9 protein-coding genes, 1 tRNA gene and 3 pseudogenes (1 of these 13 only partly in view) are annotated in these 13,079 nt (G+C 63.2%); 3 read left to right on the top strand and 10 right to left on the bottom strand.

The annotated features are described in order from the left end of the window. Positions 1–168: 168 nt before the first annotated feature. On the bottom strand, positions 169–1,389 hold the full coding sequence (locus THIVI_RS12950; protein ID WP_014779021.1) for an argininosuccinate synthase: 1,221 nt from the start codon (positions 1,387–1,389) through the stop codon (positions 169–171). A 222-nt stretch (positions 1,390–1,611) separates the two neighbouring features. On the opposite strand from THIVI_RS12950, the gene THIVI_RS12945 reads away from it, so the two are divergent. Beyond that, positions 1,612–2,667, top strand: a complete 1,056-nt coding sequence (locus THIVI_RS12945) for a transposase (RefSeq protein ID WP_014777014.1) — start codon at positions 1,612–1,614, stop codon at positions 2,665–2,667. Between the two features lie 307 nt (positions 2,668–2,974). Here the strand turns inward: THIVI_RS12945 and THIVI_RS12940 are convergent. Then, positions 2,975–4,289 (bottom strand): ISKra4-like element ISTvi1 family transposase gene (locus tag THIVI_RS12940; RefSeq protein ID WP_076611785.1). Its coding sequence is split into 2 segments (ribosomal slippage): positions 2,975–4,030 and positions 4,032–4,289, totalling 1,314 coding nucleotides; the frame shifts between segments, so codons are not numbered across the junction. A gap of 146 nt (positions 4,290–4,435) precedes the next feature. Here THIVI_RS12940 and THIVI_RS12930 point away from each other — a divergent pair. Further along, positions 4,436–4,511, top strand: a tRNA-Phe gene (locus THIVI_RS12930). Positions 4,512–4,823: 312 nt separating this feature from the next. On the opposite strand, the gene THIVI_RS12925 is transcribed toward THIVI_RS12930, so the two are convergent. From THIVI_RS12925 to THIVI_RS12895, 5 genes are all read right to left on the bottom strand, one after another. Next, positions 4,824–5,288, bottom strand: coding sequence for a Mor transcription activator family protein (locus THIVI_RS12925; RefSeq protein ID WP_245537267.1), 465 nt, complete (start codon positions 5,286–5,288; stop codon positions 4,824–4,826). Between the two features lie 302 nt (positions 5,289–5,590). Then, the gene (locus THIVI_RS12920; protein ID WP_157174445.1) at positions 5,591–6,091 is read right to left on the bottom strand and encodes a hypothetical protein; all 501 of its coding nucleotides are present in this window, start codon (positions 6,089–6,091) and stop codon (positions 5,591–5,593) included. 44 nt (positions 6,092–6,135) lie between these two features. Continuing rightward, complete coding sequence (locus THIVI_RS12915; protein WP_014779016.1) at positions 6,136–7,251, bottom strand: coiled-coil domain-containing protein; 1,116 nt, start codon at positions 7,249–7,251, stop codon at positions 6,136–6,138. Between the two features lie 28 nt (positions 7,252–7,279). Continuing rightward, entirely contained in the window at positions 7,280–7,639 is a 360-nt protein-coding gene (locus THIVI_RS12910) for a helix-turn-helix domain-containing protein (protein ID WP_014779015.1), read from the bottom strand. Between the two features lie 793 nt (positions 7,640–8,432). Next, positions 8,433–9,542, bottom strand: a complete 1,110-nt coding sequence (locus tag THIVI_RS12895) for an IS5 family transposase (protein WP_041447215.1) — start codon at positions 9,540–9,542, stop codon at positions 8,433–8,435. Positions 9,543–9,614: 72 nt separating this feature from the next. Here THIVI_RS12895 and THIVI_RS12890 point away from each other — a divergent pair. Next, positions 9,615–10,235: pseudogene (locus THIVI_RS12890) on the top strand (IS3 family transposase); the annotation flags it as partial. A gap of 38 nt (positions 10,236–10,273) precedes the next feature. On the opposite strand, the pseudogene THIVI_RS12885 reads toward THIVI_RS12890, so the two are convergent. The 3 genes and pseudogenes from THIVI_RS12885 to THIVI_RS25790 all read right to left on the bottom strand — a co-directional run. Next, positions 10,274–11,183, bottom strand: a pseudogene (locus tag THIVI_RS12885) (IS3 family transposase); the annotation flags it as partial. 103 nt (positions 11,184–11,286) lie between these two features. Beyond that, positions 11,287–12,603 carry an IS110 family RNA-guided transposase gene (locus tag THIVI_RS12880; RefSeq protein WP_014777798.1) on the bottom strand — a complete coding sequence of 439 codons (1,317 nt, stop codon included), beginning with the start codon at positions 12,601–12,603 and terminating at the stop codon, positions 11,287–11,289. A gap of 231 nt (positions 12,604–12,834) precedes the next feature. Beyond that, positions 12,835–13,079, bottom strand: a pseudogene (locus tag THIVI_RS25790) (transposase); its annotated part runs 7 nt beyond the window's last position; the annotation flags it as partial.

Here is a 13,079-nt window from a genome sequence, read left to right as displayed (position 1 = left end):
ACACAGAAATCGCATCCATCGGCCATCGTAGGAACCCGCTTGCGGGCGACAAGACCTGCCAGTCGCCTTTGGGTCTGCCAAAACCCGTCGCCCGGAAGCCAACCCGCAGGCCCGCAAGTCGCCCGCAAGCGGGCTCCTTACCTCAAAATGAGCATTGTTGGGCGCGGTTTAGCCGCGCTTGCGCCCAGCCACCCGCAGCCGCAGCGCATTCAGGCGAATAAACCCGGTCGCGTCCTTCTGATCGTAAGCCCCCGCATCCTCCTCGAAGGTCGCGATGGAGGCATCGAACAGACTGTCGGTCTCGGACTTGCGCCCGACCACCATCACGTTGCCCTTGTAGAGCTTCAATCGCACCACGCCGTTGACGACCGACTGGGTCTGATCGATGGCGGCCTGGAGCATCAGGCGCTCGGGCGCGAACCAGTAGCCGTTGTAGACCAGACTTGCATAGCGCGGCATCAGATCGTCCTTCAGATGCGCGGCCTCGCGGTCGAGGGTCAGCGACTCGATGGCGCGATGGGCCTTGAGCATGATGGTGCCGCCGGGCGTCTCGTAGCAGCCGCGCGATTTCATGCCGACATAGCGGTTCTCGACGATGTCGGCGCGGCCGATGCCATGCGCGCCGCCGATGCGGTTGAGTTCGGCCAGCATCCCGGCGGGACTCAGCGTCTTGCCGTCGATGGCCGTGATATCGCCCCGTTCGAAGGTCAGCTCGATGGTGGCGGGTTGGTCGGGCGCCTGTTCCGGTGCGACCGTCCAGCGCCACATCGCCGCGCCCGGCTCGACCCAGGGGTCTTCCAGATCATAGCCTTCGTAGGAAATATGCAGCAGGTTGGCGTCCATCGAGTAGGGTGACTTGGCGCCGTCGCGTTTCATCTCGACCGGGATACCGCGGCTGGCGGCATAGTCCATCAGCTTTTCGCGCGAGAGCAGATCCCATTCGCGCCAAGGGGCGATGATGCGGATGTCCGGGTTCAGCGCATAGGATGTCAGCTCGAAGCGCACCTGATCGTTGCCCTTGCCGGTCGCGCCGTGAGAGATGGCGTCGGCGCCGGTCTCGGCGGCGATCTCGATCAGACGTTTGGCGATCAGCGGGCGGGCGATCGAGGTGCCGAGCAGATACTCGCCCTCATAGATGGCGTTGGCGCGGAACATTGGATAGATGAAATCGCGCACGAACTCCTCGCGCAGATCGTCGATATAGATCTCCTTGACGCCCGCCGCCGTCGCCTTGGCGCGGGCCGGCTCCAGTTCCTCGCCCTGACCGATATCGGCGGTGAAGGTCACCACCTCGCAACCGTATTCCTCTTGCAGCCACTTCAGGATGACCGAGGTATCGAGTCCGCCGGAATAGGCCAGGACGACTTTCTTGATTGCGCTCTGCGCCATCGATTTCACTCCAGATCACGAAAAAAAGCCCCTGCGGGCAAACGCGAAGTATAGGTTTGTCAGGCGACAGCGACCAGTGCGCGCTGACGTTGGCGGCAATGCTCGGTTTGAAGTTTATTGTATGATCAGTGGAGTACCTGAAGCCGTTCATGGTTCGACCCCTCATCACCTATCACATTCTGGCAAACTGCCGCTCAGTCGATGTTGAGGTGATTGAGGATCATGGGAAGCGTCAAACGATTGGCTGATGAAGTGGCGTGCGGGCTGCGCGAGGTGCACCCGCGTCTGCGCAAGACGGTGGTGAGCAAGCTGGCGTTGGCGGTCGGGGCGATGATCGAAGGCCAAACCCCGAACACGGTGGAGTTGGCCAATCTGCTGCCCTTGGACACCGAGCGGCAGGACATGCGCGAGCAATGGCTGAGGCGTTTGCTGAAGAATCCGCGGTTGGGTCCGGGAATGGTGATTGAGCCCTTTGCACGAGCGGAGTTGGCGAAGGCGGCCAGCCATGGTCAGACGGTGTTGTTGAGCCTGGACCAAACCGATTTGGGTGATCGGATGGCGCTGCTGATGGTGGCGTTGCGGGTGGGTGATCGCGCGATACCGCTGGCGTGGCGGGCTGAGGAAGGGGCGGCCAATCTCGGCTTCGCGGGCCAGCAGGTGGTGTTGGAGCCGCTCCTGGCCTGGCTGCCGTCCGGGGCGCGCGTGCTGCTATCGGCGGACCGGTTCTATCCGTCGGCGGGCCTGTTCGGGTGGCTCCAAGCCCGGGGCTGGAGCGACCGGCTGCGCCTGAAGAGCAACGTGCTAACGGATACCGGGCAGGGCGATGAGACGACGACGGGCGCGTTGGCACACGGGGTGACGGAACGTTACTTCACCGGTGTGCGCCTGTTTGCGCAGGGGGTGATCACGAACCTCGGGATCCTGCACGAGGATGGCCACCCCGAGCCGTGGATCATTGCCATGGACGCCGCCCCGACACGGGCAAGCGTGCTTGACGACGCTGCTCGCTGGGCCATCGAACCGATGTTCTCCGACGTCAAGGGCCGGGGCTTCGACTTGGAGGATTCGCAACTCCAGCATGCCGAGCGTTTGGAGCGACTGGTGCTCATCATGGCCTTGGCCATGTACTGGTGTGTTCGCGCCGGCCGAGACGAGGGGCTGAACGATCCGACGCCACTCGAAAAAAAGTCCAGGCGCAGAACGACCCCGCGCATTGGAGCTTCAGGAAACTCTATCGTAGCCTGGTCTCGTGGTTCACGCGCGGCCTGCGCCGTCTGAAGCGGTGCCTTCAAAACGACCTCCCGTTGCCCGCTTTTCATGCCCGTGAGTAACTGATAGGTGATGAGGGTTCGACCCTTCGACAGGCTCAGGATTCACCATGAACGGCTTCACGCGCCAAGGCCCGACTTTCCCGTCCGTCCCCCACGCGACTCGGCCCATGACAGGCTTCGATCAAACTCGGGACGCACGGAAAAACCTTCACGGTTCGCATATTTCGTCTGGGTTTTTCGCGTCATCAAGGCCGTACTGAAAATTGCAGCCCGATTGGCGGGTGCGACCAGAAGTGATGCGGGCTGCTCCGCTGTCATGCGGCTTGCTTGATCACGTCTTGCCAGTATCCCTCCCAGTGGCCATTGAGCCGGTTCAGGCGGAGAGCCAGCATGGCCTCGGCCTGTGCGACGCACCACCAAGCACCGGGACGCTTCAGTCGTTGTTGAACCACGTACCGATGCGCACTCTCGATCTCGCCGGAGCCAATGGGTAATCCGTGTTCCTGCGCGCCCGGGTAGTCGAATTGCTCACGGCGGTTGCTGAAGTAGCGCTGTGCGGCCCGCACCGGGGCGTCGGGATCGGCCACAGTCTCTGGCTCCAGATGGTGCGCCAGCTCCGCCAAGACCGCGTCGAGTTGATGGGTCTTGAGCCGCTGTTGTTGGCGGTCCAGCCAGACCGTTGGGTCGGGGGAGCAGGTCTTGGCGGCGGCGCCCAAATACTCACAGGCATGGTCGAAATCGACCAAAAACTGGCCTTGCTGACCGAATTGCTGGTCGATTTGATCGGCGATCCACAGCGCGCCGTCGCCCACGGCGTGCACGCGCGTGTGGGTGCCGAAACCGGCCTCTCGGGCACAGTTAAAGAGTTCGCGTCCCACCTCCTCGACACCCCCTTGAAGGGTTCCACCATAACAAGGCGTCGCACTGCCCAAGGCATGCACCAGGCACAATTTGGCTTCTTTCCACGCCAAGCTCTTCCCGCGGCGCTGGTCGGGCTGCGCGGGATCCGGGGTCATGATCGGGACCATCCCGCCATCGAGTTCCGCAACCAGCCATGGGGTTCCCGGTTCGGTTGGCCAATCTTCTTCCGTTTCGTGTGCGTCAAAGATCGCCTGCGCATGACCCTCCACGATTTGACGGATCGTCTCCACCGGCAAAGCCACCGCATAGTGTTCGAATAATTTGCCAGCGGCTTGCTGAAACGAGACATCGGCACCGACATCCGTCACCACCCGTTGCAGCGGTTGTGAGCAACACCGATGCGTCACCTGCGCACGCGCCGAAAAAGGTCGCTGCACCTGCGTCCCCTGACGAAGCAGCGGTTCCTCGACCTCAATCAATCCGAACGTACTATGCCAGCACAGTTTTTTTACCCCCGCAACGCACCTCACCGCGCTCCAACACCGACCGCGCGGTCTGTTCCACCTGCCGCTGCGCCCAGGCTTGAAGGCGCTCCTGGCCAAGGCGGCGGATTTCCTCGATCACCCGCCGTTCCGCTGCATCGGCGCGTGCCAAGTCACCTGCTGCGTCTTCCACCACCGCCACGAGCTGCTCAATTCGCTGCTTCAGTGGCGGGTGACGGTTCAGGGCGTGGATCAACTCCTCATCGCGCTCAGCAAGCGTTGGCATGGCTGGAGCCTCAAGCAAGTCAAATGGGATCGACAGTTTAGCCGACGCATCACTTCTGGTCGCACCCCCGATTGGCTAATGCTTGACACAAGCAAGGAATGTTGTTTTAATTTCCGTCTTAATTTGATTGCGCTTATTTTAAGTGAGCCTAGGTAGCTCAGTTGGTAGAGCAGAGGACTGAAAATCCTCGTGTCGGTGGTTCGATTCCGCCCCTGGGCACCAAACAAAACAAAGGCTTGTCACCATTCGGCGACAAGCCTTTTTTTTCGGTGCTACCTGGGTGATACCTTGGACCAGAAAAACCGTCTTTTCGGGGAGGTTCCATCTCCCCCCAGTGCCGAATCCTTGCGCCCTGGATCGCTCCGAGCGCCAAGCGGTGAAGGTGGCGATGGATGCCAGCGCCAGACGGCGGGGCACCTCGGAGCAGGTGGTGGTGAGCGCCAGCGACAAGACAGCAATCCGCCGGATGTCCCCGTTTCGGCTTAATCGCTCAAGTCATCTCGCGATCCCGTGCCAATCCGCACTGATCGACGATCAGCGTGCCCCATCGAATCCCGCTCTGGCGTTCCCCGCGCGGGCGCTGGTTGCCCTGCCAGCCGCGCGGGGCGTGGCCTCTCGTATGGTGGCGCTCTCTGGAATGGGTACAACCCCACACGGGGTTTCGTGGGCGCGGTGGGCGGCGAGGATCTCCCACAGGCGCCGTTCGCTCAATCGGTACTTTTCCGCCAGCGCGCCGCACGACATTCCCGCCAAGCGGTCTTTCAGAATCGCTTGATCGCGCGCGTACCGGTCCACTGACTCGCCACGCGGAAAGGTGGTTTCCCCGGCTCCGTAATACCAGGACAGGGCGCGGGCGGCGTCCGGCCCTACGCAGTCTTCCAGGGCGCTGCCCTCGGGATTGGTGCCGATGTAGCAGCGGCGTCCGCCGAACCGCTGGGACAGTCGCACGGCGGCGGCCACGCCGATCAGATCGGCGACCTCTCGCAGCGTCTCGGGCATGTGGTCGCGAACGCGCGCTTCCGGTAACGCGACCCCGTTAATCGTGACCGTTTCCGATCCGCCTCTAACGCGCGAAACAGGGGTTCCCATCATTCCGACACCTTTGGTTAAACCGTTGGTCAGTCGGTCGATTTTACAACTCCATTCAACCTGTTGTCGCGTTTTCGGATGGCTGGTTTTTCGTCGAGAAAGGCGGTTCAACGGGGAACGTCTCCGGGCCTGATCGCCCCCACGGTTGGCTTCAATGCGCTTTTCGTTCGTCGCACTGAACGAAACGCGTTGGTCCGCTGAAGCGGCCTCGATTATCCGCCGATCCGCTGCCCCAACATGCGCCGGGCGGCGGTTTCGGTCTCGTCATCGGCAAACGACAGGGCGGGCGCGTCCAGTCCGGCCATGATGCGCGCGGCGGTTTCGATGGGGTCGCACCCTGAAAAGTCGATCAGGCTCTCGGCAAAGGCGACCGGTGCCAGCCCATTGACCGCTGGCGGGTGCGCGCCAAGGAACCCAACGTGACGCAGGCTCAACGATCCAGGGGCGGGGTTGCCGGGTGAATGGGGGCGCCAGAAGGACGCCGACAGGAACTTGAAGCGCCCCGCCTGGACCAGATCCCTCAGTGCTGGCGACGGCTCCACCTCGGCAAACAGATCGCCCTCGGTCGCGTCCAGCTTGACGACATGACCATACGCCGGGCCGTTGCTGTCCGGGTGTCCCAAGACCAGCGGGGCCGGGTAGCGGTGCGGATCATAGGCGCGGGCACACTCTGCCAGGTCTGACGCTGAAAAGCAGGCGGCTTCCCCGCTCATGGCGACGTGGCATCCCTGCCGGAAGATGTGCAGCCGGGCCACGGTCAAACCTCCACGCCAGCCTGACGCAACCGATTCAGTTCCGCCTCATGGGCCGCCTCGCGAAAGCGGCGGTTATCCTGCAAGGAATCCATTCCCGCCAGCGCGGGCAAGCTGGCGTCTGGCACAACCAGACAGGCACCGAGCGCGGAATCGTAGGTGGGTCTTTCGATCCCGAGCCGTCTCCCTGCATCGTGGTCCACGCGATATTGCAGGACGCGACCCATGCCGATCAGCCGTCCGCGAAGATCGAACAGGCGTTCAGCCGTCTCCCGGTATGCGTTCGCGGTGCGGTTCAACTCGGCTTCCAGATGCCACGCGAGCGCCAGCTTGTGCCCGGCTTTCAGGCGTTCGGCCTCAGCCGTCGCGGCATTCAGGCGGGAAGCCAGCCCTTGACGCAGCAGCTCGGCGCGGGCCTGTTCCGCTTTCGCCAGGTCGTGCGCCTGGATGGCGGTTTCCCGTTGCCGTTCCAGGGCGGGAAGGATGCCCGGCTCCGCTTCGCCAAGTTCCACCTTGGCCAGCGCCGCAGCCAGCGCCGCGTCGGTCGCGGTCAGATCCGGTAAGGCCGCAACGGGAACCGCGTTCAGCGTGTCCAGACGCTCCGTGAGACTGGACACCTCGGCACGCGCCGCGGCGAGGCGGTTTTGCAGGGCTATGAGTTCGTCCAGCGTTGCGCCCTCGCAGGCATCCTTGAGCGCGTACCGTTCCCGGTCAACGGCCTCGTGCTCGTCGGCAATCGCCTTCAGCCGGACCTCGCTTTCGTCAACGCGGGATTGGGCGCGACGCAGGGACAGCCGGGCTTCCTGCAGCTCGGGGACCTCAGCAACCCGCCGGGCGCATTCGCTTTCGGCGTCCGGGGTCAGATGGCCGTCGTCATTCTTTTCAAGTGCGCCACAGCGCCGGGCGCGGGCGGTCTCGGTCGTCTGGATCTCGACAGCGCGGGCCGTTCGCAAATCGGCTTGCGCCTGTCGCAACGCTTCGGATTCGGCGGCATGCCGACGCTGAAGATCGTCGAGACGCGCGGTCAGTTCGTCTTGCCGTTCGAGAAGGATCGGCAATGGTTTCGGTACGGCAAGTTTTTTGATGCGGGAGAGGATGGCGGGCAGTGCTTTCTTGTTCATGTGCAAGTGATCCTGAGTGAAACTGAGGTTAAAGCGCGCGTCGTTTCAGTACCGCGCGGACAGTGGATTCTGCGATGCCAAGCTGGCGGGCGATGGCGCGCTTGGTTTCGCCTGACTGAAACCGCCACAGGATGCCGGCGTCACGATCGCCCGCGATCATTGGCGGGCGCTCTGGCATGATCGGCAAGCGTTCCCGTTCCAAGGCAAGCAAGCGGGCTTCCAGGGCATCCAGACGCGCCGCCAAGCGGTCAAGACTGACCGGGGGCGGCGATCCTTCCAGGGCGATCAGCGCCCGCTGAAAGACGGATGCCATGCTTTCGCCGGATTGGGTCAGGGCGCGCAGTCGCTCCAGGGCGTCGGCAGGTAAACGAAAGGACGTGGGCTTCATGGTCGGTATCGGGTTGACGGTGTAGCGCCAAGGTAGCGCGACCCGTCAACACGGGGCAGGGCGAGGTCGTGCAGGGGTAGCGCGGCGATTGGCGAGGATGTGGTGGCGCTGCATCTCTTCCAGCGACGGTAACCGCGCGGGGGGGCTGTCTGCGCGGTTGCTGGGTCTTGGTCTCCTTCTCGCTGTCGCTCTCGGGATTTTTTTCGGTATCTCCGTTTTTTGCCGGGACAGCCGGGACAGCCGGGACGCGGCCGCGTGGTTGCTGGTCTTTAGGCTGTCCCGGTTGGCAAAAAGCAACCGGGACAGCCGGGACAGGGTTATCCGTGGCGGTCGCTGACCGGGCTTGCTGTCCCGGATGTCCCTCTTGCTGTCGCCGATTTCGTCGCTGTCGATCTCGGGATTTTTTTCAGAACCTTGGTTTTTCTGGTGGACGAGGTGGACATGGTGGACGCGGCCAGCAACCACACGGGTTTATTGCTGTCCACCTCGTTATCTGGCAGGTGGACGAGGTGGACGGCGGTTATTTTTCACGATTTTTGCTTTGTCCACCTCGTCCACCTCGTCCACCTTGCTTTCTTCCATGGTGGACAGGCTCTAGGCCGCGTGGTTGCTGGGGTTGTCCACCTCGTCCACCTCGTCCACCTATTTTTTAGGGTTCCAAGCTTTTTCCGCCAAGGATGGATGACTTGACCGAATACATCCTTGGGCGATCCGTCCCGATTGCGATACGCTCTTGTAGCTTTCCCTCGCTGGTAAACAAATACCCCTCCTTCCTCAGAGGGTGTAGACAAAATCAAACCGTTGTGGTCAACCGCCGCAGCAGGATGCGCGCCTCCGCCAGCCAAACCCAGGTTTCGGAGACCGCTGGCAGACGGTCATGATGCATGATCAATCGACGGGCACGCTCATTCCACGCATGGGTGCGCTCGACAACCCAGCGCTTCGGCAGCGGAACGAAGCCGTCGGCGTTGGCGATCACCACTCGGTCAGGCGCCCCGTCCACGTGCCAGGAGCCAACGCTTTTGTTGGCTGGATGGCGCACGACTTCCACGCGGATCGCGTGGGTCTGCTCGGTGGTTTGGGCAAATTGACCGGCGTAGGCGCTATCGACAAACAGCGTGTTGATCTGGGGGTACTTGGCGGCCGCGTCAGCGACGGCGCCCGAGGCGGCATCGCGGTCCTGAAGATTGGCCGCGACCACGCTCACCGCCAACACGAACCCCAAGGTATCGACCACCAGGCTGCGCTTGCGCCCCTTGACCTGCTTGCCCGCATCAAAGCCGCTCGGTCCACCCTGCGGCGAGCCGCGGGTCGATTGCGCATCCAGCACCGCCGCCGTCGGCGCGATCTCACGCCCCTCGCGTTCGCGCCATTGCCCCCGCAGTCGATCATGCATCTGCTCAAACTTCCCAGCCGCACTCCAACGGCGAAACGTCTTGTAGACATTCTGCCAAGGCGCGAAATCGTGCGGCAGCATCCGCCACGCGCACCCCGTGCGCACCACGTAGCAACACGCCTCCAGGATGCTCCGGCGCGACACGCGGGGCGGTTGACCCCGCCCGCCCGGCATCTCAAAGAGAGCGGCGACCAAGTCCCACTCCGCATCGGTCAGACAACTTGGGTAGCTTTGGTCGGGGTCGTGGCGACGATGCGCATCCGTATACCCATACCGACGCGGCGTTGCGCGCGCTTGCGCCTCGAGACCACTCTCGCCCCGGAGGCGCGTGACGCCCGCCTCCCGCAAGGACTTGCGAATCGTTGCTTCATGAGCCTCGATTCCCGTCCGTGCCGCGAGTTCCCGGGCAATCTCTGACAGCGTGGAGGTCGGGCGATCCGTGACAATTTGACGCAATACCGCTTGCTCCGCCTCGTGAATCTTGGGGGGACGACCAGCTTTCGACATCAGCGCACACCAGCTCAGTTGTAGACTGGTATACAAATAGCAGCTCAATTATTTTTGTCTACACCCTCTCAGGACAGGCTTCGCGAGGGATGCGCTGTTCAGTCTGCCTGGATTGACGCGCAACGCCCGACGTTCGATCTGACCGCGATGTGTGCGGTGCTGGCGGTCAGCATCGGCGGCTACCGGGCCTGGAAACACGGTGGCAAGCCTGATCGCAAAGGACTCACCGATGCCCAGATGCTGGTCCTGATGCAATCCATCCACGCCGAGATCAAGGGCGCCGACGGCAGCCCGCGCATGGCGCGAGAGCTACGGGCACGGGGTTTCTCGGCGAGCAAGGAACGGGTGGAACGATTGATGCGCACGCACGGGATTCGTGGGCGTCACAAGCGGCGCTACAAGGTTACGACCGACTCCCAACAGACGCGGCCGGTGGCCGACAACCTGCTAAAACGCGACTTCACCCCTGGCGCTCCGAATCAGGTGTGGACGGCCGACATCACCTACCTGTGGACCGATGAAGGCTGGCTGTATCTGGCCATCGTGCTGGATCGATTCAATCGCGAGGTGGTGGGGTGGTCGCTGAAACCGCGCATGACGGCCGACATCGTCACGGATGCGCTGACCATGGCCTGGTTCCGACGCAAGCCGGCGCCGGGCCTGATTCACCATTCCGACCGCGGCAGCCAGTATGAGGTTCCCTCGGTTTTTCGTCTTCCAAGAGAGTGTGTTCATGCGACCTGTTTTTCTCTCTGCTGAGTGCTGATCCAGTCTTTCAGAAACTGAACCGGTGAGGTGTACCCGAGGGTGGAATGCAGACGCTTGCGGTTGTAGAACACCTCGATGTACTCAAAGGCTGTGGCCTTCATGGCGTCCCGGGTGGCGAAGCGCTCCCCGAAAGACGCGCGCGTGCTTGAAGCTGTTGAACCAGCTCTCGGTCGGGGCGTTGTCCCAGCAGTTCCCCTTGCGGCTCATCGAGCAGACCATGCCGTCCTGCGCCAGCTTGGCCTGGAAGGCATGACTGGCGTACTGGCTCCCCCGATCGGAATGGTGGATCAGCCCGGGGGCCGTCTGGCGTCGAAACCCACCCATGGTCAGCGCGTCGGTCACGCGGTCGGCCGTCATGCGCGGCTTCAGCGACCCGCCCACGACCTCGCGGTTGAACAGGTCCAGCACGATGGCCAAGTACAGCCAGCCTTCATCCGTCCACAGGTCGGTGATGTCGGCGCTCCAGACCTGATTCGGGCCGCTCGGGGTGAAGTCGCGCGCGAGCCGGTTGTCGGCCACCGGCAGGCTGTGTTTGGAGTCGGTCGTGGCCTTATCGCGGCGCTTGTGGCGCCCCCGGATGCCGTGCTCGCGCATCAGCCGTTCCCCCCGCGCCTTGCTCGCCGAGAAGCCCCGGGCGCGCCGTTCATGCACCATCCGCGGGCTGCCGTAGACTCCCTTGAGTTCAGCATGGATGGACTGAATCAAGGCCAGCCGTTGGGCATTCGTCAGGCCCTAACGATCTGCGGTGCCGCCACGCTTCCAGGCGCGGTAGCCGCTGACGCTGACCGCCAGCACCTCGCAGAGCTCGCTCAAGGCGAATGCCTGGCGGTGCGCATCAATCCAGGCGTACTTCACAACGCCTCTCGCGCGAAGCCTGTCCTGAGCGAAGCCGAAGGGTACGCCGTCGCTTTCCTAAGAAACACCTTGCGGGGCGGCCCTCCTGCAGGGTGAAACCGAATGCGGCGGCGCGTCGGTGTCATTGCTTGATGACGCGGTCACGGTCTTGGCGTTCGTACTGGTCCGCCCCAGGATCGCGGTCATCCATGCCGAAGCGCATGGCGTTGTAGAACAGCACCGCGATCTTGCGGGCCGTCGCAGTCACCGCCTTGGACTGACCAACCCGCGCCGACAGCCTTCGGTCAAAGGCGCCCAACGCGGTGTCCGTCCGCCCAAGCGTGACGGCGGCCAGCCGCCGGTGTGCGGCAACGCGGTTGGTCGTTTGACGCGTGTGGGCCGACAGGACCTTGCCCCCGCTGCTTTTGCTCCCCGGCGCCAGCGTCAGCCACGCAGTGAAATGCTTGGCGCTGGGCCAGCGACTCAGGTCGGTACCGCATTCGGTCATCAGGCGGAGAGCCAGAGAGGAGCCGACGCCATGGATCTGCGTCAAATCGACGCCGACCAATTGGTCCAAAGCCTCCCGAACATTAAAGTTGACCGCATTAGGTTGAGTGGTGCGATGGCGGGGCTTGGGCAACGGCTCGTCGGGCATGTCCTTCCCGGCGTTGAGCCCTGCCAAGACCTGCTGGATCCGGGCGTCACATGTTTCAACGCGCGTCTGGTCAACATCATACAAGGCCAAGGCTTGGGTCAGCGCGAAGACAGGCTCGGGCTGGTCGTTGCCCACCAAGGCGGCGCAGACGGTCTGCGTGTCCGCTTTGCAACGAACGTCGCGTCGGGTCGCCAGTCCTTGCGGGTCACGCTCGCCGCCGACCATGGCGCGGATGCTCTTCATGCCGGTCGTGCCGGTCACGTCAGTGACGACAGGCTGCAACTGCAGGTTCATCAAGGTGAGTGCCTTCTGCAGGTGCTGGATGTGCGCCGCCGCATCATCGATAGGCCGCTCCCGTCGCCGCACATCGGCGCGCAACGCGGCAATGTCTGATCCGGGGCGAAAGCGGGCCCGCAGCAGCCCGCAGGCATGAAGGCGTTGCCGCCACTGGGCATCGTTGACATCACTCTTGCGTCCCGGCACCGCGCGCGCCTCGCGCGCATTGGCCACGATGACCTCCAGGCCACGATCCTCGAAGATTTCGTCCGCCGCCACCCAAGAAACGCCCGTCGATTCCATCGCGACCGTCTCGATTCCCAGCGACTGGAGCCAGTCCGCTAGCCGGACGCGGTCGCCCGTGAACGCTTGAAAGGTTTTGACGGGTTCGTCGCAACGGTCAGCCCCCACCGCGACAACATGGAACCGCGAACCCATGTCGATGCCGGCGGCGCGTTCATGGATGACGGGAAGTCTTGCGGGCTTCGTGGTGCGGCGTTGGTCAGACAGGGTCGCCTCCATCGGCATGACGATGGACTGTCCATGCAACGGACGGGGACTCGGATCAGATCACTTTCCTAAACGGGGTCACGCAATGTGCCACCACAATTGGGTCCGCAGCTTCCCCTGGGCCAGGTTTTTTGACGGGGTCAATGCCTCCAAAAAGCAGGCGGCCAATGTCCGTGCCGACCATGAGTGTAGGCGACTGCCTGTTTCTATCCATCGGGCGCAGGAAAACCCGCGAGGGCGGTTTTGTAAGATCTCGACCTCGCGTTTGAGCCGCGCGTTCTCCGCGCGCAGACGCGACAGATCCATCGCCTCCGGCGTGACCTTCCTGATGCCCGCGCCGTTGAGCGTGCCGGCATCGAACGCCTTCACCCAGTGGCGCAGGGTCTGCTCGACCAGACCCATCTCCTTGGCCACCGCGCTCACGCGTTTGCCGTCCTTGACCCGCTTCACCGCCTGTTCCTTGAACGCGGCGGTGAACTCTTGCTTCGGAATCT

This window comes from Thiocystis violascens DSM 198 (genome assembly GCF_000227745.2).
Taxonomy (GTDB): domain Bacteria; phylum Pseudomonadota; class Gammaproteobacteria; order Chromatiales; family Chromatiaceae; genus Chromatium; species Chromatium violascens.
The sequence above is the reverse complement of the archived record's forward strand: the minus strand, read 5'-3'. Positions and strand labels throughout refer to the sequence as shown.